This is a genomic window from Nocardia sp. NPDC056100 (assembly GCF_042266325.1).
In the GTDB taxonomy this organism is placed as follows: Bacteria; Actinomycetota; Actinomycetes; order Mycobacteriales; family Mycobacteriaceae; genus Nocardia.
Genome location: NZ_JBHJVY010000002.1, coordinates 1,348,432 through 1,371,043, shown reverse-complemented (window position 1 = coordinate 1,371,043; position 22,612 = coordinate 1,348,432). Strand labels below are relative to the sequence as shown.

Here is a 22,612-nt window from a genome sequence, read left to right as displayed (position 1 = left end):
GTACTCTCCAATCCATGCCGAGGATCAGGTTCACGAATCCACACTCCGACAAGAGTTTTGCGGTGTGGGTCGAGCCTTGGGCAAGGGATTATTGGCTTCGTCCCGGCGACGTGATCACTCTTGAGTTCGACGAGAGCGACCGTGCGGTGCAAACCAGTAACGACCCGGACTTCGACGTGGCCCGGTATGACGACAGCCTGGTGGTGTGGACGGGATCCATCAATGAAGTCACTGTTCTGGACCGATTGGGCACTGCACTCGAATGCGGTCACCAGCGGCCGACATAGAGTTGACGTCGCCGACACGCACTGATCTGCCGCGAGTCGGGCGGTTGGGCTGTGCCGGACGCGGTCGGTAGATTGCGCGCGTGCAGGTTGATTCGCTCTCAGAGCTACCGGACGGGGGCTGGTCTGTTGCCGTCCACGGCGCACGACCGTCCGAGCTGGTTCGGGCCTTCGATCCGGCTCTGCTGTACGTGGTGATCGAAGGTCATTCTCCCGCCCGGCCAGGCTGGCATCGCCTTCCAATAGCGTTGAGCGGCAATGGTGAATCGATTCGACCGCGCACGGTGCGAGGTATCCGCTTCGACCTCTGCGTGAGTCCGCGAGAGGCCATCGAAGCCGGGCCGGAGTTGGACGAGAGTGACCAGGGCCGGCTCTATGCGTGGCAGGTGCCGACCGAGCCGCCGGACTATTTGGTGTTGAGCGACAAGGAAGGTCGGTCGCGACGAGCCGCGATGGACGGTATCGGTGTCGCTTTGCTCATCGATCTTCCGCACCGCCGCGAGACGGCGATCGTGTGGGGCTCCAGTCGGGATGTGCTGGAATCGGCGGTGGAGCGGCTTCGCTGCCAGATGATCGGCGAAATCCGTTGACAGCGTAGGGCTGTGCTCGCACACTGGGCCGGTCGCCTTGTTGTCGGGGAAGCCGGGTGGTCGTGTATGTCCGATGATCACACGATGGTCGGTCGCGTAGTCGCGATCACCGATGCGGTGGCGGCCGCGTCCGGGCCGATGTCGCTCGCGGAACTCACTCGCGGTACCGGATTGCCCAAGGCGACGGTCCGCAGAATCGCCAATGATCTTGTGCGCCATGAGGTTCTGGAACTCGTCGCCGATGGCTACCGGCTCGGCGCGCGGCTGGCCTACTACGGATTCCGAGCGGTGAACGAGGAAGGGCTGTCCGTCGTCGCGCCGCCACATCTGAGGGAGCTCTCGCTGCGCGCGCACGGGGAGGTCAGCTGGTGCGGGGAGTTCTTCGACGGTGAAATGGTCTTTCGGCAGCTGGTTTTCGGGCACGAGTACCGCGAGGCGGTCCGGAACCAGAACTGGCCGTCCAATGCCCGCCTCGGGTCCAGCATTGCGCTCACCGCTGCCGGAAGGCTGCAGACGGCATACGACGCCGAACTCAGCGAGCGGATCACGCATACCGGATGCGCTCCGCTGACCAAGCATTCGGCGACCTCTCCCCGCGAGCTCGGGCTGCTGCTCGAGCAGGCGCGCGCGACCGGGCTGGCCTACGAACGCGAACAGGTGACCCCCGGCTGGAGTTGTGTGGCGGCCGCCATTCTCGACGCCGAGGAACGGCCGCTCGGAGTCATCGGCATCACCGGCCGGAGCTCGGCCGCCGCCCAGCGCTCCACCCAGCGTGCCCTGATCGCCGCCGCCGATGCCATCGGCCGCGATCTGCGTTCCCTCGTCCGCACCGCGATCGCGCCCCGTATCACTGAGTGATACGGCCGCTCGCGACGACCTGCGCGAACACTCCGAACAAAACATCGGAGGAACACATCCTGAATTAGGTCACAGCACGAAAGCTCGTGCCGTACCACCTGATACAGGAGCCTCCATGTTCTCCCAGTTGACACGAACGCTGTGCGCAGGACTCTTCGTACTCGGCGCCACCGCCGCCTTCACCGTCTCCGGCACGATCACCGCCCCGGCGCTTCCACCCGGCACGATCGAGTTGCAGCACGAGTTCGACATCTACCAGCGCGCATCCGGCACCAACGACAGCCCCCTCGGATTCCACGTCTCGATAGACGATTCCGCCACCGCGACCAAATTCACCGGATTGGCATACACCATCAACTCTTCCGGACGGGTCAAGGAGGGAGTGATCAACGGGCGGACGATCACCTTCCGGATCGAATGGATCAGGGACAGCAAAGTCGGCATCTACCAGGGAACCTACTTCGACGACGGCTACCTGCGCGGCAACACCTCCCAGGAGGAGTCGAACCACTCCGCCGAATGGTGGAGCCGCTACGCCAACTGGAGCGTCTCCTGACCTGCTGACCGAAAACCTAAGCCCCGCATCTGTTTTCCCAGATGCGGGGCCACTCGGCACGGGCTGCTGCATGGGTGGGTGTCACTGTCACCCGATCCGGAGGCAGCTCCCGCCGATTCCAAGGTGCTGACTTGTCACACCTGCTTGCCGAGTGGCGCGCGGTTCGAAACGGCCGTGCGGCAAAACGAAGGTCAACGCGCCGAGGCAATCTCGGCCGGCCGAACGCACTCAATTGTCGATGAGCGCGAAGTTCGGGTCGGTAGGCGACCAGGTTGTCCAGGGCGTGATCCACAGCGACGATTGGATGGTGATCAGTGTGGATTGCTGCTTCTCATCACCGGAAATGCCTTCTGTGACAGTCGGTATCGCTATCGTTCAGTTGAACGACGGGTTCTTCTCGCATGGGGAGCTGAATCGCTGGCGCCTCATTCTTCGCGGAACGTACGACGCGCAGCTCGGATGGGTGGATGATCCCGGGGATCCGGAGATTGGTTCGACGCTTCGATTGATCATCGACGACACCGTCAGCTGCCTGTGGGACGTGTGGGCGGGTCATGTCGTAGATCTGCAGTGGGAGCTCGACGCCAGTGTCCGCGCGGCGGTCGAACAGCTGAACCTGAGCCTGCCGTCACACGTGCACCTCACCAACGAATCTGCCTAGAGAGGATGACCGCCTGAGCCCACACCGCATGGCGTGCGATCCGGGACTCGGGGCTGGGCGGCCTGTGACGGATAGCCGCCCTGTCTACATGGGTAGCCCTGTCTACGCTGATCGAGAGCAGCGGGTCTCATTGCCTCTGCAGGAGTTGATGATTGAGTGGGTCGATTGGTAGATGGGTAGATCGAAGTCGTCGGACATGCCGGCCGATGTCCGTCAGCAGTGGCTGTTCGAGCGCCTGGTGGAAGAGGTGTGGTCGAACGGCCCCACCGAACACTGGTACGAGCTGAACATCACCTACGTCGCCGCGGGTTCGTCGGTGATGATGAAAACCGAGGCCAGTCTGCAGGATGGCACGACAGTGCTCGACCGGCCGCTGGGCCTCAGGGATCTCCCGCAACAGCAACGAACCTTGATGTACAAGGCCGGTCGGGGCACGTGGTTCACCCAGTATCTGACGATCAGCCGCACCGGTGACGCATTCACCGAGTACGGGTACGACGAGCCCGAATACTTCCCATTCGGACGCGCCGACCTCGAGGAGGATCTGCGCCTCTACCCACGAGAGATCGTGCCGCAATGGATCATTGACCGCTCAACGCAGAATCGGCCTTTACCCTCAACCAAGGTGGATGGGTTTGTGTCGCTGCCATCACCAGTGGCACTGCGATCGGATGAAGAGCTACTCGCGCGGACCGACGCCGAACAGGCACTCGCCAGCGCGATCGCCGGTGGAACCCCCGAGCCCGTGGACGATGACTGGTGGTGCTTCAAAGTCGAACTCGATCCTCGACGCCACGGCGGCCTCAGCACCGTGTATTGCCAAGCCCTCACCGATCACCATCAAGGGCTTATCAATGGATCCGAGCGTCGGCGCGCGGACATCTTCGCCGACCGCCGAATAGTGCTGATCGACTCATCTGTCGCTACCGGCCAGACCCACAGCCCACCCCTGAGCCAACTCCTGAAGGCTCCGGACGCGGCCGAGACACTCCTTACCCTCACACAGCTCCGCCAAGCTTGGACCAAACTCGGCGGACGCTGGGAGCCTTGACGAACGGGGCTGCCAGCCACTCTTGCTGGGTGCATCGGAAGATCACCAGCGAGCCCTGGGCTGTCTGTGGGCTGAGACGGATGAAGCTGTCGGCGGAAATGAGGCCGAGCAGGTAGGGGCCGTGCAAACTGGGCGAGCTTAGGTCGTCGGGACCTCCGTCGGCATAGTTGTCGCGGTATTGCGGGTGACGGAGTACTGACCCGGTGATAGGTGCCGGAATCCAGGTGGATCGTCATGCAGGATCTCGAGGGCCGTGCGAGGCCGGGGCAGAGTTCGGCACCCTATTTGCTCGGTGCGGCTATCGAGTGATCCGCCACAGGGTGGTGGTCCGCTTACGCGATTCCCACAGCACCGCCGCGAACAGGTCCGGGGACACGGGCATCACCGTCTCGACGAAACCCTCCGGTCCGGCCCACACCTCGAGGTCCACCATGTCGAGGATCGCCGCGTCGGTGAGCATGCCGTCGGTGAGCACCGGGGCCTGCTCGGTGCCGAGCAGCAGGGCGCGGTCGTCGCACAGATAGCCGCCGGAGGTGTCGAATCCTGTTGCGAGACCTAGCGACTCGGCGTCGAGCGTCGCCAGGATCTCCAGGTCCGGCCAACTTGCCACCATGACGCGGGACGGGTCGGTGGGGTAGGGGCCCAGCAGCAACCGCGCACCGGTTGAATCGAAGGCCAGGGGGAGCAGTTCCTCGGTGCGGAAGATCTCTCGCACCACGAGCGCGTCTCCGTCGGCGCGAATCACGGTGAGCGCGTTGCCGTCCTGCCCCATCGCGAAATCACACACCACCGCGGGCTGTACGGGGTGGCGCAGCAGGTGCGGTGTTGCGTCGTCGACATCGACGTGCGCCTCAGCCAGGATCCGACCGGCCAGGTCCATCAGCATCACCCGGTGCGACTCGGAGAACTGCCGTCCTGTTCGCGGGGCACCGGGCGCGGTCACGAGCAGTCGATCCGGGGCGAGGAACACTGCGCTGTCGGCGGGCACGGGTGCGCGCACCGGGTCCGCGCCCGCACCGGACTGGATCCAGAGACCGTCCGGGCAGGTGGCGGCGAAAGTGTCGGAGCCCGCGGCGATATCGAGCAGTCTCGCTGTGCCCGGCAGCGATGTGGGCCGGTGCCTCAGTGGTGAGAGGGTCGCGTCCCACAGGGTCAGCACGCCGCGGGCGAGTGTTGCCGCGGGCCCGGGTGTCGAGGGCGTGCGCGGCAGTGTTCCGTCGAGTTCGTCGATGATCTGAACCAGCTCGGCACGCGGTGACACAGGGCGACGGTACAAGGCCCGAACAGTGTGCGATCCGCGCGGGGCACCAGGTCGACCCGGCCTGGCGCGCGCGACCGCCTCCTCTTGCCGAATTGTCCGTCGCGACAGGACTCTCCGAGTGCTGAGCTCAACTCCTGGTCGCGGCCAGGGCGGTGTCGAGACTGTCACACAGCACGAACAGTGCGTCCGCGCCGGTGATCTCGAGCGGCCGCCGCACCGGGTAGGAGGCGACCACGCGTGGCAGTTCCCGGCATTGCTGCGCGGCGGCGGCCAGGACGGTGATCCCTGCCGAGCCCAGGAAACTGACCCCGGTCATATCCACCACCACGGTGCGCGGGTTGGGCGCCAGCGCTTGGCGCAATACGCGTTCGAGCATCGGCGCGGACGTCACGTCGATTTCCCCGCTCACGGTTACCACCGGGTTCGCGGGGTCCTCGTCGAGCCGTATCCGCAGAAGCTGGTCCGGAGCGTTCATCAGCGAACTTCCCTCCACGTTGGTCCGATTCACACCATTCGGTGAAGGGTTTACCACCCCGGCACCGGTTTCGATACTGGCATCGGAGCTGACCATTCATGCCAATCCGACCGACCAGTCACTTTTGCCCCGCGTGCCCGGTCCGGGGCCCCGCAGAGATCGGGGGAGGGCCGACTCGTCGTGTCGGCGGGCGTGTCGCAGGTGCGGGGTTTGGTGCCGAGGAGACCGGGGTATCGATCGGTGCGAGTCATCGCGCCCAGGCACGCTGACCGCTCAGGGGCGTCCGCGCCCGCATTCGTCGAATCCGAAGGAGAACCCGAGGTGGCACAGATGCGAGAATCCGCCACGGCGAACACCATTGGCGCGCCCGCAATACCGGCGGACCAGTCGATGCCGCTGGAGCGGGCCGCAGCGGACCGGCACAGCCGGGCGATGCATCTGATGGTTCGGCTCGCCCCGGGACTCTCGGACTCCGCGCTCGCGGATCTGGCCATCGCCGCAGACCGGCTGCGCGGACAGGAAGGACTGCCCCCGATCGAGTTCACGGCGCAATGGTGAACCCGAATCTGTTCGCCTGAAGCGGTCGCCGCGTCGACAGGGCCCAGGGTCGCCGCGGCCCGGTTGGCCGGCAACTGGGGCGGCACCACGTTCCACTTCGTCCCCGACCGATTCGAATCCGCGCTCGAACACGCACCCGTCGCCCTCGAAATGGACGTGCCGCAGGCTGCGAGCAAGCTCGTTGACTGCGCTCTGTAGCGGCGTCGCATCGTCCGGATCGGGGTGATAGCTGAGCCATCCCTCGTCCAGGGCGCGGTCGCAGACCGTATGAGCAAGCAACTCGACCCGACGAAGGTACTCAGACTCGCTTAACCTTGCCATCACGGATCGGTTCTACAGGACTGAAGAGTGCGTGCGCACTCTCTTTTCTCGAAGGGCGCATCGATGGGGGACGCTCCGCAATGTCGCGTACCGCCTCGGCCGATCCGGCCAGGTCGATGTTGTGGACGCGAGATGAACTGCGGCGCAGGCGCATCCGCTACTGCCGAGTTGCGGATGTGTTTCGTGGGAGTGGATTCGGGGGTGGGAGTGATACTGAGCCGGATGATTCGCGCTGGATGACCGTCAAGTGGCTGGTTCAACAGCGTCGACCTGGTTCAGGTCTGAGGTGATCCCAACTCTGTTGCGACGTAGGGAAGTTCTTGAACGTCCGGCCGATATTCGAAAGCTCTGAACTCCAGGCTGTTCGGGTCTGTAGCACCGCCGACCGTGCGCAGGGTCGCGACCGTCTGGGCGGCAAGGCTGTGCACCGTGGGATTCGCGGTGCCGGTGCCGGTCTTGGGGCCCATCCATCTGCGGTTATCAGGATGATCGATGAGATATCCCGGAGTGCCCCAACGCCATCCGAGTTCGAGCAATGGATCGTGAAGTGCTGCGGGACCTGGGCTTGCCCCTTTTTCGTTCCAGAGCCGACTGTCGAGCTGGTCGCCCTTCGACCCTTTCGAAAGTTGAATCGACAGTTGGGTTCCGGGGATCGGCAGGTCGAGATATCCCTGGCGAGGCAACGTTGTCAACACCCAACCCAGCCGATCGGTGAAGTCGTCCCAACCCGAGCAGCGGGCGGGCACACCTCTGGTGGTTGGTCGATCGGGAACAGCGGTTCCCAGGCGCGGGCGATCGGCGGGTCCGTCGTCATTGAAGGCGCACACGCGGAGATGGGAAGGGGCGGAGCCCAGTCCATCTCGAAGGACAGCAACAATCGCCGCCGCGATCTCGTCGCGGTAGGTCGCGTTGTGTCGCCAGCCTGTGCGCCATTCGTGGGCGAGTTCTGCGGGGCTCTCACCCTGCCCGCCGATCTGGCCGTCGTTATCGGCTGCCTGCGCGGCATCAGGTAGTGGCTCCCACACAGCGTGCTCCATAGGGCGCATACCGCCGGTTTCGTGATCGCGCACGAGCGACAACGAAGCTGTCCGCTGCGCCTGCAGAACCATCCGTAGCTGGGTCGCTGCCTCGTGATCATCGGGGACCGAGACCGTGACGCCGACGCCTTTCCCGTCCGGGCAGAACAGGATCCGTTGGCCGCTGCCGGTATCGCGCAGTTGGACGGTCTCTCCGAGCTGCGGCCGCACGACCTCCCCGTCATCATCCCGATTCGGGGACAACACCCGAGGAATATCGGCTTGCAGCAGTGCCCAATCATCCTCGGCCACAGTCACTTCCTTCCACATCGCGGCCGCCAATCTAACAAGACAGGCCGACAACGATCCGCCAAGTCGGGAGATGGCACGCGCGCGGCCGAACACACTCAACTGCGACATAGCGCGCTTGCCGAACCTGCCTGCCGGAGGTGGCGAAAGTTCAACTGGCAGAAGCGACCTGAGGTGAGCTGAACCTCCGCTGCTGCTTGCGGGTGAGCCTGCTGTCCGAGGTGACAGCCAATGGGCGTCGGACTACGTGCTCGGCGTCAACGATTAGGGCGGTCCCGGTAACGGGTCCCAGCCATCGACTTCGCGCTGGCGGCCCATGAGCGTCTCGGTTCCATTGAAAATGGCCAGCCAACCGGTTGTATTGAAGGCTCTAATGCTCGTCATACGAACCGTCACCGCGCCTTTGTGTACCTTGCTGATACCTCGCGCGACGTCGATCGAGTTGGTCGAAGACGCGTTGCGCCCATTCGCGTGTTCCTTCGTTGTCACTGTTCGATGCGGTGGTGAGGGTGGCGTGCCATGGTGAGGTGGTCAGCAGGGACCAGTAGCCCGTTCTTAGTGAGTGCAGGGTTTCCCAATCCGGGGGAGTCACGCTGGTGTGACCGTCGAGAAAACTAGCCAGTGCCCACAGATCGTGATAGCGATCCTGGTTTGGAGCCAGTCCACCGATGTGTGAGAGATAGTGGGTGAGAACGTGTTCGGCGTGGTCGTAGTCCCACAGCGTGCCGCCCATGCCGCCACACCCGGTCATGGTCGACAGTAGGTTGCCGGTGTGATCGATGAGAGCTTCGTCGGCATCGGGTGCTGCGATCGCGTCGTGGATCGGCGCAGCGCACGCGACTTTGTAGGCGAATTCGCCGTTCAGATGGTGTCCGTCGCAGGCTTTGCGCAGGAGCCACGGTTCGGCCGCGGGATCACCGAGCTCGCAGAGAGCGTAGACCAGGTACACCCGCCCCCAGCCCACGGTGCGGTCAGCGAGCCAGATGAGGCTGGTGCTGGCATCGGGTAGCCGGGCAAGAGCCTGCGAGGCAAGTAGTCCGAAGGTGTCCGACAGCAAACCGATCGTCTGGATCAACGAGATGTCGTCCTCGGTGCCGACGACCGCGAGCAATGCCATACCGAGCACGGTTGGGTTCTGGTCGGTGCTGGTACGGACGAGGTGACGGCCGAGCTCGCGGGCCTGGCCGGGGTCGGCGCGGCGGATCGCCGCCGCGATCGATGGCCACAGCGCGATCTCGATGTCGTAGTCGACAACCTCGCGGTACAGGCGGGCGATATCGCGGTGTTCGGTTGGTGCGCTGAAGAATTCGTCGATGAGGCGACTGGTGCGGCTGCCCTGGTCGTCGGATCTGTTCGCACTCCACACGCGGCTTCGTCGGCGGGCGGCGTCCGGGTATGGTTCACCGTCGCGAGGGAGAGGAACGTCCGGGTTCTGGCGGGCGAGGGTGAGCGCGTGTTGGTAGAAAGTGGTCGGGGAGCCGGCCTTGGCCGAGCCCGTGGATGCGCTCATCGCGCGGGGGAGAGCTCGATTCTTTCGATCATGGGCACCGATATTGACAGGCGTTGACTGCCTTCGCAATTGGATTGGGCGGCGCCGCTGAAAAACCTGACTACGGCGATTGTCCGAATCGGCCATTCGTACCGCATGGCGTGCTGACCGAACCGGCCAGCTTGGCGGCGCGAAGATCAACGGGCCGAACGGATCTGGCGGCGGTCGACTGCGCGCGGTTGCCGAGTTGGGACCGACAAGGCCGCTCGGATGTGGGTGTGCGAGATACCTCAAGATTGCCACCGGTGCGTGCTCTGAGGTGGTCGTGGCTGTTCACACCTGTCGAGGTAGCGGGCGGTGCGGTGATGTGATGGTGTAGGTCTCGTGTTAAAGAAGCCGGCGGACTGCCGCGACGTGTATGACCTGCTCGACTACAACATTCGACCGCGGCCGGGGATGTGGGCGCGGTCGCTGCAGGAGTTGGAGGCGATGCTGCTCGGCTATTCGGTTGCCCTCGAGGTGCATTCGGTGCCCGAAGAGTTCGCTTTCGGCGCTCGGGGGCCGTTCACGAATTGGCTCGGATCGACGTACGGATGGGGTATGTCCTTGGGGCGGGCCGTTGCCATCGAACAGCATCTGCAGGATGAGGAAACGCCGATCGACGCGTTCTTCCGGTTGACCGATCAGTACCGAACAACGCGAGAGCCCAACACCGCACAAGAAGTCGGGGATATCTGAACGGTCAGCCCGTGGTGGACTATCAGTCGACGAGGAATACCGTTCGCCTTCGATGTGCGGGTGTTCTCGAGCTGCGGGAAGGGCTGGTTAGAGCGAGGTGGGCACGCCGGTGGCGAGCCAGTGTCGGATCTGATGGGCGGCTTGGTCGGCGACGGGGTGGCCGGGTGGACGGGTGGCGAGATCACTGAGGGCGAACATGTCCAGGACTCGGCCGAGGTAGCCGAAATCGGATGGGGTGTTGAGGTCTTCGGGGAGGTGGTTGGTGAAGCCGGCCGCGAAACCCTGCAGGAAGGGGGCGGGGTAGTCGTGGCCGAAGCGCACCATGTTGGCGGCGTCGGCGTAGGGGCAACCGGAATGGCTGAACTCCCAATCGAGGACCGCGTCGACTCGCCATCCGGTTGAGGTGCGGGTGACCAGCAGGTTTTTCGGGTTCATGTCCGAATGAACCAGGCGGGCCTGATGGTTCACCGCGGTCAATGCCGGAGCATGTGCGGCGCACAGCTCGGCCCAGGCTCTTCTTGCCGACAGCTCCAGGCGAACCTCCGGAACTGCGGTCATGCATTGGTCGGCGAACGCGGGCAGTTGCTCCGACCACAGCGGCACCGTCGACACGGTCAGGTCCGAATCGGCGAAAAAGCCAGGGCGGTCGAAACTTATCGCACTGGTTTCGGCTGCCACCCGTCCGACCTCTTCGCCGAGTGAGCGAAAGTCTTTGCTGCTCAGCGATGTATCCGACAGGACCTGGCTGAGCTGAGTGCCTGCGACGTAGTCGAGCATCATCACCGAGCGTGGTGGCTCGTCGGCCGAGGTCGACGGCACGACGCCGATGACCGTCGGGACCGGAAGCCGCTGTGCGGCCGCGGCCATGACGGCGGCCTCGATGGCGTGGTCGGCGGTGCCCACGCGCACCACTACCGAGCGCGCCGAGAGCACCAGCAGACAGGTCTCGTGCGAGTAGCCACCGGCCAACACCCGTGACTCGAGCACGCGATCCCCGAGAATCTCACCGATACGCCTCGCCTCGTCCCATCGCACTCGGCCAGTCTTCCTGAGCGTCAATACCTCGAACACTTCAGGAGTTCGATCGCCGCCGCGGTCGGTGGGCTCGGTCCGCTCGTATGTCCGGAGGCGTCCTCGCGAGGTCGTTGCCTTGGTGGTTGCGGGAAAATTCAATCCCGCTGCCCGTTGTTGATATTAATGTCAGTAATGATCATACTGTCGAGTGTGGTTGTGGTGCTTGGACCACATGCCAGTAGGCTCAACCGAGAGGACGTTCGGCATGACGCTGAACCGAATCGACGTGCATCAGCACATGATTCCGCCGGTCTATGCAGAGGTGCTCCGTTCGCACGGCATCACAGCGGCGGGTGGTCGAGAGCTGCCGCAGTGGAGCCTGCGGGAAGCCGTCGATACCATGGCGGGGGCCGGTATCGGATCGGCGATTTTGTCCGTGTCGACTCCCGGCACCACCTTCCTGTCCGATCCCGCTGAGGCGGCAAAGCTGGCGACAGCGGTGAACGATTATGCCGCCGAGCTGGCGGCGGGCTCGCCGGAGACCTTCGGATTCTTCGCCACGGTCCCTCTTCCCGATGTGGCGACCGCAGCGGAGGAGGCGGCCCGGGCGCTGGATGAGCTGGGCGCGGATGGGGTTGTCCTGCTGGGCAATTCGCGCGGTACCTACCTGGGTGAGGAGGGCCAGGACGCGTTGTTCCGCGTGCTCGATGAGCGCGCGGCGGTGGCGTTCGTGCACCCGGGGATCTGCCCGGCCCCACCGTCCCGGGTGTGCTGCCGTTCGCGGCGGACTTTCTGCTCGATACCAGCCGCGCCGCATATCTGCTGGTGCGCAACGGTATTCGTCAGCAATACCCGAACATTCGGTTCGTGCTCAGTCACGGCGGGGGATTCGTTCCCTATGCCTCGCATCGCATGGCGCTGAGCATTTTCACCCAGACCGGGCGTAGCCCGATCGAGGTTCTCGATGATCTCGCGAGTTTCTACTTCGATACCGCGTTGACTTCGAGCGCGGCGGCCCTACCCACGCTGCTCGAGTTCGCGGCACCGGGCCATGTGCTCTACGGCAGCGACTGGCCGTTCGCCCCCGAACCGGCCGTGCACTACTTCCAGGCCGGTCTCACCGAGTTTCGAGGAGCCGACGAGGCGACGCGTGCGGCGATCGACCGCTCGAACGCCGCCGCATTGTTCCCGCGTTTCGGCGGCGTGACGGCTCCGGTGCGCGAGCGGTCGTTGCGCACCCGAGTGCGAAACGAGGTGCGCACGCGCGTGTTTCGGGCGGTGGCGCGCGCCGCCAACCGCCGGTGACTCGGCAGCGGAACCGATTCAGAGTTCCGGAATCTCGGGCAGCGGTCCGGTGCTGAGTCGTTCCGCAGTGCGCTTGTTCATACCGAACATGCGCAGCATGCGATAGGTCATCTCGTCCGAGAGGGCGTCGGCGTCCGCGCCGGGGTCCGCGTCGAGCAATTGCAATAGCCCCAGCAGGGCCCCGCCCGCGGACATGACGGCCAGATCCGCGTCCATCGGCTCGAAGCGCCCGGCGTCCTGGGCCGCGCGGATGTCGTGACGTGCCCGCGGGGCGAGTCCCTCGTTGCGGAGCATGACGCCCATCCCCGAGTTGAGCACGACCTTCACCATTTCCGGTATGCGGCGTTGCAGGCGCCCGGTCATCCGGAAGCTGACCGCGAACACCTCGGCCGGGTCCTCGTACAGCGCCACGATCTGATCGCGCATTTCGCTGTAGACCAGCAGGGCCGAGCGGACCGCTTCGTCGAAAAGCTGTTCCTTGGAGTCGAAGTGGTTGTAGAAGCTGCCGAAGCCGACGTCGGCGGCATCGGTGATCTCCTGGATGCTCACCGAGGACCGGCCTTCGGACAGGAACCCGCGCGCGGCGGCCAGCAGCGCGTTGCGGGTGCGCTCGCGGCGGCGATCGGTGCGGGTGGGCGCCGCGGGTTCGGCAGTCATCGGACCTACTTCCCTCTTGGAAGCCAAATCATATCTGAGGAATCTGTCAGTACCGATTTACGATGCAACTCACAGTTCTGATCAAATCATCAAATACTCCTTGACAGAGGAAACCATCTTGACTGATGATTTCATCATCAATGCTCTGGAGGTAGCCGTGACAAGCACAGACAACGAGGTCGAGGCCGGGCGAACGGTCCGCGTCGGTGATCGTGACATCTTCTTCACCGAGGCGGGTACCGGCCCGGTGCTGGTGCTGTTGCACGGCGGTGGACCGGGAGCGTCGGGGTTGTCGAACTACTCACGCAATATCGAGGTCCTGGCCCGCCGGTTCCGGGTGATCGTGCCCGATCTGCCGGGTTACGGCCGATCGAGCAAACACATCGATCAGCGTGACCCGTTCGGCGATCTCGCCGCCGCGATCGGCGGACTGCTGGAGGTGCTGCAGGTGCCCCGAGCCCATCTGATCGGCAATTCCTACGGCGGTGCCGCGGCACTGCGGCTGGCGATGGACCGGCCCGAACAGGTCGACAAGCTGATCCTCATGGGCCCCGGTGGCGTCGGTACCACCCGTACGCTGCCGACCAGCGGGCTGCAGTCCCTGCTGTCCTACTACACCGGGCAGGGCCCGAGCCGGGAGAAGCTCGCGCAGTTCCTGCGCGACTACCTGGTGTACGACGCGAGCGCGATCACCGACGCCATCATCGACGAACGGTACCGCGCGAGTGTGGATCCCGAGGTGGCGGCGAACCCGCCGCTGCGTCGTCCGTCCGGGCTCGGCGCGCTGCGCACCGTATGGCGGATGGACTTCACCCGCGATCCGCGCCTGAGCTCGGTCACCCACCCGACCTTGGTGATCTGGGGTGCCGACGATCAGGTCAACCGGCCCGAGGGCGCGCGCATGCTCGCTGACCGCATGCCCAACTGCGATCTCTACCTGGCCGCGCGCACCGGCCACTGGGTGCAGTGGGAACGCGCGGAACTGTTCAACGATCTCGTCGTGGCGTTCTTGGGACAGTCGGCATGAGTGACCACCCGCTTGTCGATCCGAGCGAATCAGTCTATGGCGCAGTGCATCTGGGCTACCTGGTGGTCCACTCCCAGCGACTCGCGGATTGGCACCGGTTCGGTGCGCTCGCGATCGGACTGCACACCGACCGGCCCGACGCGGACACACTGCGCTTTCGGCTCGATGACCGCGCGTGCCGATTCCTGATCCGGCGCGGCACCGCCGAGGATGTCACCGCGCTGGGCTGGCATGTGGACGATCACGAAACGTTCGACCGGATTCTGGCCCGCGTCAGCGACCGTGGCGTACCGATCCAGGAAGGCACCGCCGAGGACTGCGCGCTGCGGGGCGTGGAAAGGCTCTGGCGCTTCCCGGGCCCCAAAGGCATTGCGACAGAGGTCTTCACCGCCCCGATCACCACCGATGAGCCGCTGCGGATGCTCAGCTCCGGATGGGTGACCGGCGAGGCCGGTCTGGGTCACGTGGCGATCGTGTCCCGCGAGCCGGAGTTCATGCACGCCTACTACCGCACTCTGTTCGACTCGCGCCTATCGGATTTCATCGACGAGAACGTCTCGGGACTGAAGATGAAGATCCGATTCCTGCGCGTCAATGAACGCCATCATTCGATCGCCGTCGCCAATATCCGCGGCCTCAAGATCGACCCCATCCGGACCCGCGTCCAGCACGTCAATATCCAGTCGGCGACCCTCGAGGACATGCTCGCCGCGTTCGGACGCGTCACCGACCTGGGTTTCCGGATGGCGTGGTCGGTCGGGCAGCACACCAACGACCGCGAACTGTCCTTCTACTGCGTCACCCCTTCGGGTTTCGAACTCGAGGTCGGCTGGAACCCGGTCGTGATCACCCCGGAACTGGATCGGGCCTGGACGGCCACGACCTACCAGGGCATCAGCATCTGGGGGCACAACACCGTCGCGCCGAGCCCGCTGGACAAGTTCGACCAGTTGCGCAATGTCGTTGCGCGCCTGCGCACCCCGGAAATCACCGTCCCCGAACTCATCGGAAGTACAGGCAAATGAGCGAATTCGATCATGAGGTCGTGATCGTCGGCCTCGGGCCGACCGGGTTGACCCTGGCCAATCTGCTGGGCCGGCGCGGGATCGACGTGCTGGTGCTCGAACGCGAACCGCACTACTACGGCCTGGCGCGCGCGGTCTACACGGACGACGAAGGCATGCGTATCTTCCAAACCGCCGGTGTGGCAGACGAACTCGCCGCGGACATGAACACCGACTCCACCGTGCAATGGGTGCGCGGCGACGGCCGGGTCCTGGCGCAGTTCCGTCAGGTCGAACGTCCGCTGGGCTGGCCGGTATCGAACTTTCTGTATCAGCCGTATCTGGAGAACAGCCTCGAACGAGCACTCGAGCAGTACCCGCACGTCACCGTTCGTCGCGGCCGCTCGGTCACCGATTTCGAGCAGGACGCCGACGGGGTGGTGATCGACCACGAGCACTGCACGAGCTCGGGATACGGCACCGGTCCCCTCGAGATCGAACCCGGGAGCCGCGAGCGGGTCCGGGCGCACTACCTCATCGGATGCGACGGCGGCCGCAGTATTGTGCGCACCCATCTCGGGATCGATATGTCCGGCACCAGCTTTCCCGAACGATGGCTGGTCGTGGACCTCGAAGCCCGCGACGGTATCGACGCCTTCCGGCACCTGCCCTACTTCGACTTCGTCTGCGATCCGGCCATGCCGATCGTGTCGTGCCCGCAGCCCGACGGGCATCACCGGTTCGAGTTCATGCTCTGCGAGGACCAGACCAAAGAGGAGATGGAGGACCCCGCCACCGTCGAGCGGCACATCTCCCGTTTCGTGGACACCAGCGAAGTGCGGGTGCTGCGCAAACTCGTCTACACCTTCAACGCCGTCGTCGCCGACAGCTGGCGCGACCGGCGAATCCTGCTGGCCGGCGACGCCGCGCACATGACACCCCAATTCATCGGTCAGGGAATGAATTCCGGGGTCCGCGACGCGGACAACCTGTCCTGGAAACTCACCGCGATCCTGCGCCACGGCGCGGACGGCTCGATCCTGGACAGCTACGAGTCCGAACGCCGACCGCACGCCAAGGCGATGATCGACCTGTCGGTGTTCAACAAGAACCTTGTCTCCCTTGATAATCCGGTGCTCGCGACCCTCCGCGATATCGCACTCGCCACCGCGGTGCGCGTACCCGGCCTCGGCGGCTGGGTGCGCGGCGCGAAGATGAAGCCCGCACCTCGATTTCGCCGCGGCGCCTATCTCGGCATGGACCGTCCGATCCTGTTCGGCATCGAAGGTCGGCTCACACCCCAGCCGCAGGTGCGCACCTACGACGGCAAACTTCAGCGATTCGACGACGCCCTCGGACTCGGTTTCGCACTGGTCGGGCTCGGTGTGGATCCGCGCACCACGCTCGGCGCGCGGGACCTCGAGGCCCTGCGCGCGGTGGGCACGCGGTTCGTCACCATCTATCCCGTCGGTGGACGCCCGCAGGGCAAACCCGGTGACGGGCGCGACGATGTGACCGATATCGAGGACCACACCGGGGTGTTGACCCTCTGGTTCCAGCGCGCGCGTGTGCGAGCGGGCGCGGTCGTGCTGATCCGCCCGGACCGTTTCGTCTTCGGTACCGCCACCCCCGAGAACGCTCCCACCCTGATCGCCGCCCTCACCGGCCAGCTCGGCCTTGCAGCGCAGTCGAGCCCCGCGCCGACATTCCGCACCCCGAGCGCCCCGGTGGAGCCGGACCTGATCGGCAACCACTTCGAGGAGACCCGATGAAACTCCAGAGCTCCCAACAGTTTTCGACGCTGCAGAGCGCCGCTGAACGCCTGCGCACGGCCGCGACCAGCGGCACCGCTGTTGCTCCGGTCCGCGATCTGATCGGCCGCGACGATGTCGAGGCGGCCTACGCGGTCCAGAGCATCGGAGTCGCCCACCGGCGCGCTCTCGGCGCACGGATCATCGGACGCAAGATCGGATTGACCTCGCCCGCGGTGCAGCAGCAACTCGGGGTGGACCGGCCCGATTTCGGCGTGCTGTTCCACGACATGCAGGTTCCGCAGACCCCGCCGGCCGAACGTCCACTTCTGTTGCAGCCCAAGGTCGAAGCCGAACTCGCCTTCGTGCTCGCCGCGGATCTCGATCACGATCGACTCGACGCCGACACCGTGCGTGGCGCGGTCGCCTATGCCGTCGCCGCCCTCGAGATCGTCGACAGTCGTATCGCCGGATGGGATATCAGTTTCGCCGACACCGTCGCGGACAACGCCTCGAGTGGCTGGTTCACCCTCGGCGAGCGGCATCTGATGCTGAGCGAGTTCGAACCACGCGAGATCACCATGCGCATGAGCATCGGCCAGGACCTGGTCTCCGAAGGCACCGGCGCCGCGTGCCTGGGCGACCCGCTCAATGCACTGGCATGGCTGGCGCGGACCGCCCGCGAACTCGGAAATCCCTTGCGGGAGGGGGACATTGTTCTCTCGGGTGCACTGGGCCCGATGGCGCCACTGATTCCCGGCGAGCAGGTTCGCGCGGAGCTCTCGCTCGGCACCGCGATCCTGAGCTGCGTCGAATTCACTTGGGAGAATGCATGACTCGCACCAGAGTAGCCGTAATCGGGTCGGGCAATATCGGCACCGATCTGATGATCAAGGTGCTGCGACTGTCCGAACACCTGCAGATGGCCGCGATGGTCGGAATCGACCCGGACTCGGACGGTTTGGCGCGCGCACAACGCCTCGGAGTGCCCGTCACCGCCGCCGGTGTGCGCGGATTGATCGCGATGCCCGGCTTCGACGAGATCGACATCGTGTTCGACGCGACCTCCGCGGGCGCTCATCGCGCCAACGCGGCCGCGCTCGAGCCGTATGGCAAGTTCTTGATCGATCTCACCCCCGCCGCAGTCGGCCCGTTCGTGGTTCCGGCGGTCAACCTCGATGATCACCGCGACGCCCGCAACGTCAACATGGTCACCTGCGGTGGGCAGGCCACCATCCCGATCGTGGCGGCCATCGCCGGAGTGGTCGAGGTCGCCTACGCCGAGATCGTCGCCTCCATCGCCTCGAAATCGGCCGGACCGGGAACACGCGCGAACATCGACGAATTCACCGAAACCACCAGCGCGGCGATCCGCGATGTCGGCGGCGCGCGACGCGGGCGCGCGATCATCGTGCTCAACCCCGCCGAACCACCGCTGATCATGCGCGACACGGTCCTGGCACTGGTGCACGACCCCGCCGGGGCAGCCGCAGCACGGATCGATCGCGCCGTGCGCGAGATGGTGGACTCGGTCGCGGCCTATGTGCCCGGCTACCGGCTCAAACAGCAGATCCAGATCACCCCGATTCCGCCCGACAGTCCGGTGCACACCTTGACCGGCGGTGAGCCTGTGACACACCAGGTTTCGGTCTTCCTGGAAGTCGAAGGCGCGGCGCACTATCTGCCCGCCTACGCCGGAAATCTCGACATCATGACCTCCGCCGCGATGCGCGTCGCCGAACAGATCGCCTCGACCCGGGAGCACATCCGATGACCGAGCTCTTCCTGCAGGACGTCACGCTGCGCGACGGCATGCACGCCCTGCGCCACCGCATCACCCCCGCCACCATCGCCGCGGTCGTGACCGCGCTGGACGCCGCGGGCGTCGACGCGATCGAGGTCGCACATGGTGACGGGCTCTCCGGCAGCAGCCTCACCTACGGCCCCGGCAGCCATACCGACTGGCAATGGCTCGAAGCGGCCGCCGAGGCCCTGACCCACGCCCGGCTGACCACACTGCTGCTGCCCGGGATCGGCACCATCGCCGACCTTCGCCGCGCCTACGACCTCGGAGTCCGCTCGGTGCGGGTGGCCACCCACTGCACCGAAGCCGATATCGCCGCCCAGCACATCGGATTCGCCCGCGAACTCGGCATGGACGTGTCGGGCTTTCTGATGATGAGCCATATGAACACCCCCACCGGGCTCGCCGAACAAGCCAGGGCGATGGAATCGTATGGCGCACAGTGTGTGTACGTCACCGACTCGGGCGGTCGGCTCACCATGAACGGGATTCGCGATCGCGTGCGCGCCTACCGCGACGTCCTCGCACCCAGCACCGAGATCGGTGTGCACGCCCACCAGAACCTGTCCCTGTCGGTCGCCAACAGCGTCGTCGCCGTCGAGGAAGGCGTCACCCGCGTGGACGTCTCACTCGCCGGACTCGGTGCGGGAGCGGGCAATACACCGCTCGAGGCATTCGTGGCGGTCGCGGATCTGAGCGGATGGAAGCACCGCGCGGACCTGAACGCGCTCACCGATGCCGCCGAGGACCTTATCCGCCCGCTCATGGACCGACCCGTGCAGGTCGATCGCGAAACCCTGACCCTGGGTTATGCCGGGGTGTACTCCAGCTTTCTGCGCCACGCCGAAACCGCTTCGCGCACATACGGAATCGATGTACGCACCCTGCTCCTGGAAGCCGGGCGACGCGGACTCGTCGGCGGCCAGGAAGACATGATCGTCGACATCGCGCTCGATCTGTGCGCCGCGTCCAGGTGAATCCGACCCTCTCCATTTCCACCGACCGTGAGTGAGACCGTGACCTCTTTTCCTTCCTCCCGCCAGACCAGTCGACGCCGCCTCCTCGGCGGAACAGCCGCCGGCGCACTGGGATTCGCTGCCCTCGGAACCGCGATCGCGGCCGGGCCCGCGCGCAGCCAGCAGCCCCCGTCGGGCACCTATCGGATCGACCTCCACGCGCACTTCCTGCCACCGGACTACCGGGCCGCCCTGATCGAACACGGCCATTTCACGATCGGCGGCTACCCGACTCCGAACTGGTCACCGGAGGAGGCCATCGGGTTCATGGACTACTACGGAATCCAAGCCCAAGCACTGTCGGTCTCGGATCCCGGGGTGTCCTTCCTCGGCGGCCAGGAGGCGATCGACATGGCCCGCTACTGCAACACCTACGCCGCGGACCTGTTTCGCACCCACCCCACTCGCTTCGGCGCCTTCGCGGTGCTGCCGATGCCGGACCTGGCCGCCTCCATCGCCGAAATCGCCTTCGCCCTGGACACTTTGCGCCTCGATGGGGTGGTGCTGCTGTCGGCCTACAACGGCGTCTACCTCGGCGACCCACGATTCGAACCACTCATGGCCGAACTGAATCGCCGGCGCGCGTTCGTGTTCATCCACCCCGCGGCCATCGCGCCCGACGCCAAACCCGAACTGCCCCTTCCGGATTTCCTGGAAGAGTTCACCTTCGACACCACCCGGGCCGCGACCCTGATGATGTTCACCGGCGTCACCCAGCGCTACCCCGACATTCGATTCCAGCTCGCCCACGCCGGCGGCACCCTGCCGTTCGTATCGCACCGGATCGGGGTGGCCTCGCAGACCGTGCTGGGGGAGTTGTGGCCCGACACCCTGCCCCGGCCCTCGGTCCTGGACACCGCCACCCAGATCTCCCGCTTCTACTACGACACCGCCCTCAGCGGCGCCCCCGCGGCCATGGCCAGCGTCCTCGCCGTCACCAGCCGCGATCACATCGTGTTCGGATCGGACTGGCCCTTCAGCGCCGCCACCCTGCCCCAGAGCGGAAGCCACGACCCCGCACCGGGACTCAGCGACATCTTCGACGCCGATCAACGCATGGAAGTCGAACACCACAACCCCCTGCGCCAACTCCCGCGACTGGCCGAAGCCGTCGCGACATAGCCGCTTTGACCGGTGCGGTGCGATGGAACATCAACCGCACCCACCGATGAACACTCCTGCCAGAAGCACGGAAGTCATTACCACCCAACGCATCCGGAAGCACTCCCCATTTTCAAGACCGAACGACGAATCGACACGGTAGTCCACCCGCCCGTCTCCCACCACCGCTCAGCTGCGATGTCAGTCTGGACCGCAGGACACCTTGGATTTGCCAGAGCCGATGCCAACGGGCGAGTCCTGTTGGTGCTCAGTACATCCGCGATGCCGGTTGCGGGTCGGCTCACTGGCTGTCGTTCTCGTCGTCGGGCAGAGCTCCCGCATCGGCGACCTCTGCGGTCCACCAGTCAGGTTTGTCGGCGGTCTCCCAGCGCACGTGGAACTTTCGTCGATGCGCGAGCTCGACCCGCCGCTGCAATTCGGCCTGCGCCGCCTCGACGGGGCGGTGAGCGGGATGTCGCTCAGATGTCCGTCCACGATGCTGGTGGGGTCGCGGAGGTAGATGGCGTGCCGCCAGCCTTCGGGAGTTCGGTAGAGCACGAAGGAGGTTGGCGTGCCCCAACGTGATCGACCCGATGATCGGTCATCGGCCATGATCGTGACCTTACCTCGGGGGCAGAGGACCATCCTGTAGCGAGAAACGACAACGCGATGATTCGGAGGGTCGAGTTCATGGCATCGTGGACGGCGGTGAGTGACCCGCCGATGCGAACGGCAACGTCGTCATTCGGTGGCCGGCCAAGGCGGTGAGCGCATCGAGCCGCTCCACCTGAGCGAGGGGAACGAAGGCGACGGCGTAGTCGTCACCTTCGGTATCGAACGAGACCAGCGCGACTCCCAGCGGAGCGCTGCGCGTGCCGACGCGGTCGAGCAACGCCTCGGCGATATCACCGGAATCGGAGCCCGCGGTCGAGACGAGAAACTCGGGGAACCAGTCCCACGAGAGTGACTCAGGATGGGATGGCAAGCGCTGCAACAACTCCCGCATCTGGTCTGCCCGCTGTCGCCAGTCGCATTGCGCGAGCACTCCGAGTCCGCCGAAATACGGCTCGCCCAAGATGTCGAGCAGTCCCCGCCAGAGACCGAGGGTGTGGCTTTCCTGCGGATCGGTCAACCTGTAGCGCACCGCGGCGACCAGCCATGGGTAATCACAGAGCAGGAGTTCGGCGACGGACAACAACACCCGCACCTCGTCGGCGATCGGGCTGGACGCACACGCTCGCAGCTGGCCGAGGGGTACGGGCATATCGGTGTACGCGTCGACCCACCCCTCGGCTTGTACGGTGCCGGGTGAGGTGACCTCGAGTACCGACCGCAGCACATCACCGGCGGTACGCGCGATATCACGGCAGGCCACGAAACCTGTTCCCCGGATTCGGTACCACCACAGCTTGTCGGAATCCGGTCCGGCCCAACCGGTATCACGCAGGCGCTGTTGGCTCTCTGTACTGACGTCGTCGGTCAGGCAGAGGCTGAGACCGTTTTCGGCCTTGGTGATACCGAGAGAACGCAGACCCGTTTCGAGGTTCACCACCGTGTGCGGCGGGCTCCGTGTCAACACTCCCGCGAGGTTCACCGCGAAACTGTCCCATTCCTGACTGCTCATCAGCATCCCGTCACTGGCCAACTCGGTTGTCAGCCAACATGATCGCATCCGCTATGGCAGGCAAGAACACGTCCAGGAAGCGCCGAACACCGTCGAACCGACACTTCACGCCGCGCAGCACGGAACGGCAACACGGGCACGA

General features: G+C 65.2%; 22 protein-coding genes and 1 pseudogene. 16 read left to right on the top strand and 7 right to left on the bottom strand.

Annotation, left to right across the window (positions count from 1 at the left end):
- Positions 1 to 14 precede the first annotated feature (14 nt).
- The 6 genes from ACFC0O_RS18490 (at position 15) to ACFC0O_RS18465 (ending at position 4,000) form a co-directional block, all read left to right on the top strand.
- A complete protein-coding gene (locus tag ACFC0O_RS18490; RefSeq protein WP_375959285.1) occupies positions 15 to 287 on the top strand; it encodes a hypothetical protein in 273 nt (90 codons plus the stop codon).
- Positions 288 to 367: 80 nt separating this feature from the next.
- Positions 368 to 874, top strand: a complete 507-nt coding sequence (locus tag ACFC0O_RS18485) for a hypothetical protein (RefSeq protein ID WP_375959283.1) — start codon at positions 368 to 370, stop codon at positions 872 to 874.
- An 84-nt stretch (positions 875 to 958) separates the two neighbouring features.
- A complete protein-coding gene (locus ACFC0O_RS18480) occupies positions 959 to 1,732 on the top strand; it encodes an IclR family transcriptional regulator (protein WP_375959281.1) in 774 nt (257 codons plus the stop codon).
- Between the two features lie 115 nt (positions 1,733 to 1,847).
- Positions 1,848 to 2,288 (top strand): hypothetical protein, encoded by a 441-nt coding sequence (locus ACFC0O_RS18475; RefSeq protein WP_375959279.1) that lies wholly within the window; start codon positions 1,848 to 1,850, stop codon positions 2,286 to 2,288.
- Between the two features lie 238 nt (positions 2,289 to 2,526).
- On the top strand, positions 2,527 to 2,949 hold the full coding sequence (locus tag ACFC0O_RS18470; RefSeq protein WP_375959277.1) for a hypothetical protein: 423 nt from the start codon (positions 2,527 to 2,529) through the stop codon (positions 2,947 to 2,949).
- Between the two features lie 196 nt (positions 2,950 to 3,145).
- Positions 3,146 to 4,000, top strand: a complete 855-nt coding sequence (locus ACFC0O_RS18465; protein ID WP_375959275.1) for a hypothetical protein — start codon at positions 3,146 to 3,148, stop codon at positions 3,998 to 4,000.
- A gap of 298 nt (positions 4,001 to 4,298) precedes the next feature.
- Here the strand turns inward: ACFC0O_RS18465 and ACFC0O_RS18460 are convergent, their stop codons facing one another.
- Together ACFC0O_RS18460 and ACFC0O_RS18455 are read right to left on the bottom strand one after the other, a co-directional pair.
- Positions 4,299 to 5,261: a hypothetical protein gene (locus tag ACFC0O_RS18460; RefSeq protein ID WP_375959273.1), complete on the bottom strand. Its 963-nt coding sequence runs from the start codon at positions 5,259 to 5,261 to the stop codon at positions 4,299 to 4,301.
- A gap of 127 nt (positions 5,262 to 5,388) precedes the next feature.
- Positions 5,389 to 5,736 carry an STAS domain-containing protein gene (locus tag ACFC0O_RS18455; RefSeq protein ID WP_375959271.1) on the bottom strand — a complete coding sequence of 116 codons (348 nt, stop codon included), beginning with the start codon at positions 5,734 to 5,736 and terminating at the stop codon, positions 5,389 to 5,391.
- 321 nt (positions 5,737 to 6,057) lie between these two features.
- Here ACFC0O_RS18455 and ACFC0O_RS18450 point away from each other — a divergent pair, with 321 nt between their 5' ends.
- Entirely contained in the window at positions 6,058 to 6,294 is a 237-nt protein-coding gene (locus ACFC0O_RS18450) for a hypothetical protein (protein WP_375959269.1), read from the top strand.
- 596 nt (positions 6,295 to 6,890) lie between these two features.
- Here ACFC0O_RS18450 and ACFC0O_RS18445 read toward each other — a convergent pair.
- Together ACFC0O_RS18445 and ACFC0O_RS18440 are read right to left on the bottom strand one after the other, a co-directional pair.
- Positions 6,891 to 8,051, bottom strand: coding sequence for a hypothetical protein (locus ACFC0O_RS18445; RefSeq protein WP_375959267.1), 1,161 nt, complete (start codon positions 8,049 to 8,051; stop codon positions 6,891 to 6,893).
- A gap of 259 nt (positions 8,052 to 8,310) precedes the next feature.
- Complete coding sequence (locus ACFC0O_RS18440; RefSeq protein ID WP_375959265.1) at positions 8,311 to 9,576, bottom strand: hypothetical protein; 1,266 nt, start codon at positions 9,574 to 9,576, stop codon at positions 8,311 to 8,313.
- A gap of 237 nt (positions 9,577 to 9,813) precedes the next feature.
- Between ACFC0O_RS18440 and ACFC0O_RS18435 the strand changes: the two genes are divergently transcribed.
- Positions 9,814 to 10,167, top strand: a complete 354-nt coding sequence (locus ACFC0O_RS18435) for a hypothetical protein (RefSeq protein WP_375959263.1) — start codon at positions 9,814 to 9,816, stop codon at positions 10,165 to 10,167.
- A gap of 87 nt (positions 10,168 to 10,254) precedes the next feature.
- Here ACFC0O_RS18435 and ACFC0O_RS18430 read toward each other — a convergent pair whose 3' ends face one another.
- The gene (locus tag ACFC0O_RS18430) at positions 10,255 to 11,202 is read right to left on the bottom strand and encodes a phosphotransferase (RefSeq protein ID WP_375959261.1); all 948 of its coding nucleotides are present in this window, start codon (positions 11,200 to 11,202) and stop codon (positions 10,255 to 10,257) included.
- A 250-nt stretch (positions 11,203 to 11,452) separates the two neighbouring features.
- On the opposite strand from ACFC0O_RS18430, the pseudogene ACFC0O_RS18425 reads away from it, so the two are divergent.
- Positions 11,453 to 12,486: pseudogene (locus ACFC0O_RS18425) on the top strand (amidohydrolase family protein).
- An 18-nt stretch (positions 12,487 to 12,504) separates the two neighbouring features.
- Here the strand turns inward: ACFC0O_RS18425 and ACFC0O_RS18420 are convergent.
- Positions 12,505 to 13,143 (bottom strand): TetR/AcrR family transcriptional regulator, encoded by a 639-nt coding sequence (locus ACFC0O_RS18420; RefSeq protein WP_375959259.1) that lies wholly within the window; start codon positions 13,141 to 13,143, stop codon positions 12,505 to 12,507.
- A gap of 157 nt (positions 13,144 to 13,300) precedes the next feature.
- On the opposite strand from ACFC0O_RS18420, the gene ACFC0O_RS18415 reads away from it, so the two are divergent.
- Genes ACFC0O_RS18415 through ACFC0O_RS18385 form a run of 7 tightly spaced genes read left to right on the top strand, consistent with a single transcriptional unit; the run spans position 13,301 to position 20,867 of the window.
- On the top strand, positions 13,301 to 14,170 hold the full coding sequence (locus tag ACFC0O_RS18415) for an alpha/beta fold hydrolase (protein ID WP_375959257.1): 870 nt from the start codon (positions 13,301 to 13,303) through the stop codon (positions 14,168 to 14,170).
- Complete coding sequence (locus ACFC0O_RS18410) at positions 14,167 to 15,195, top strand: VOC family protein (RefSeq protein WP_375959255.1); 1,029 nt, start codon at positions 14,167 to 14,169, stop codon at positions 15,193 to 15,195. The genes ACFC0O_RS18415 and ACFC0O_RS18410 overlap by 4 nt, the downstream gene beginning before the upstream one ends.
- Positions 15,192 to 16,946: a bifunctional 3-(3-hydroxy-phenyl)propionate/3-hydroxycinnamic acid hydroxylase gene (locus ACFC0O_RS18405; RefSeq protein WP_375959253.1), complete on the top strand. Its 1,755-nt coding sequence runs from the start codon at positions 15,192 to 15,194 to the stop codon at positions 16,944 to 16,946. Before ACFC0O_RS18410 ends, ACFC0O_RS18405 begins: the two co-directional genes overlap by 4 nt.
- Entirely contained in the window at positions 16,943 to 17,761 is an 819-nt protein-coding gene (locus ACFC0O_RS18400; protein WP_375959251.1) for a 2-keto-4-pentenoate hydratase, read from the top strand. The genes ACFC0O_RS18405 and ACFC0O_RS18400 overlap by 4 nt, the downstream gene beginning before the upstream one ends.
- On the top strand, positions 17,758 to 18,699 hold the full coding sequence (locus tag ACFC0O_RS18395) for an acetaldehyde dehydrogenase (acetylating) (protein WP_375959249.1): 942 nt from the start codon (positions 17,758 to 17,760) through the stop codon (positions 18,697 to 18,699). Before ACFC0O_RS18400 ends, ACFC0O_RS18395 begins: the two co-directional genes overlap by 4 nt.
- Positions 18,696 to 19,706: a 4-hydroxy-2-oxovalerate aldolase gene (gene dmpG / locus ACFC0O_RS18390; RefSeq protein WP_375959247.1), complete on the top strand. Its 1,011-nt coding sequence runs from the start codon at positions 18,696 to 18,698 to the stop codon at positions 19,704 to 19,706. Before ACFC0O_RS18395 ends, dmpG begins: the two co-directional genes overlap by 4 nt.
- A 39-nt stretch (positions 19,707 to 19,745) precedes the next feature.
- Positions 19,746 to 20,867, top strand: coding sequence for an amidohydrolase family protein (locus tag ACFC0O_RS18385; protein WP_375959245.1), 1,122 nt, complete (start codon positions 19,746 to 19,748; stop codon positions 20,865 to 20,867).
- A 667-nt stretch (positions 20,868 to 21,534) separates the two neighbouring features.
- Here the strand turns inward: ACFC0O_RS18385 and ACFC0O_RS18380 are convergent.
- The gene (locus ACFC0O_RS18380) at positions 21,535 to 22,470 is read right to left on the bottom strand and encodes a hypothetical protein (protein ID WP_375959243.1); all 936 of its coding nucleotides are present in this window, start codon (positions 22,468 to 22,470) and stop codon (positions 21,535 to 21,537) included.
- Positions 22,471 to 22,612 lie beyond the last annotated feature (142 nt).

What these genes read in the sequence shown, in the direction of transcription:
- dmpG (WP_375959247.1), top strand. Translation starts at nt 18,696, where the DNA reads ATGACCGAGCTCTTCCTGCAGGACGTCACGCTGCGCGACGGCATGCAC.
- ACFC0O_RS18380 (WP_375959243.1), bottom strand. Translation starts at nt 22,470, where the DNA reads ATGAGCAGTCAGGAATGGGACAGTTTCGCGGTGAACCTCGCGGGAGTG.
- ACFC0O_RS18410 (WP_375959255.1), top strand. Translation starts at nt 14,167, where the DNA reads ATGAGTGACCACCCGCTTGTCGATCCGAGCGAATCAGTCTATGGCGCA.
- ACFC0O_RS18455 (WP_375959271.1), bottom strand. Translation starts at nt 5,736, where the DNA reads ATGAACGCTCCGGACCAGCTTCTGCGGATACGGCTCGACGAGGACCCC.
- ACFC0O_RS18490 (WP_375959285.1), top strand. Translation starts at nt 15, where the DNA reads ATGCCGAGGATCAGGTTCACGAATCCACACTCCGACAAGAGTTTTGCG.
- ACFC0O_RS18395 (WP_375959249.1), top strand. Translation starts at nt 17,758, where the DNA reads ATGACTCGCACCAGAGTAGCCGTAATCGGGTCGGGCAATATCGGCACC.
- ACFC0O_RS18475 (WP_375959279.1), top strand. Translation starts at nt 1,848, where the DNA reads ATGTTCTCCCAGTTGACACGAACGCTGTGCGCAGGACTCTTCGTACTC.
- ACFC0O_RS18400 (WP_375959251.1), top strand. Translation starts at nt 16,943, where the DNA reads ATGAAACTCCAGAGCTCCCAACAGTTTTCGACGCTGCAGAGCGCCGCT.
- ACFC0O_RS18420 (WP_375959259.1), bottom strand. Translation starts at nt 13,143, where the DNA reads ATGACTGCCGAACCCGCGGCGCCCACCCGCACCGATCGCCGCCGCGAG.
- ACFC0O_RS18480 (WP_375959281.1), top strand. Translation starts at nt 959, where the DNA reads ATGGTCGGTCGCGTAGTCGCGATCACCGATGCGGTGGCGGCCGCGTCC.
- ACFC0O_RS18465 (WP_375959275.1), top strand. Translation starts at nt 3,146, where the DNA reads ATGCCGGCCGATGTCCGTCAGCAGTGGCTGTTCGAGCGCCTGGTGGAA.
- ACFC0O_RS18405 (WP_375959253.1), top strand. Translation starts at nt 15,192, where the DNA reads ATGAGCGAATTCGATCATGAGGTCGTGATCGTCGGCCTCGGGCCGACC.
- ACFC0O_RS18440 (WP_375959265.1), bottom strand. Translation starts at nt 9,576, where the DNA reads ATGGCCGATTCGGACAATCGCCGTAGTCAGGTTTTTCAGCGGCGCCGC.
- ACFC0O_RS18470 (WP_375959277.1), top strand. Translation starts at nt 2,527, where the DNA reads ATGAGCGCGAAGTTCGGGTCGGTAGGCGACCAGGTTGTCCAGGGCGTG.
- ACFC0O_RS18445 (WP_375959267.1), bottom strand. Translation starts at nt 8,051, where the DNA reads ATGTCGCAGTTGAGTGTGTTCGGCCGCGCGCGTGCCATCTCCCGACTT.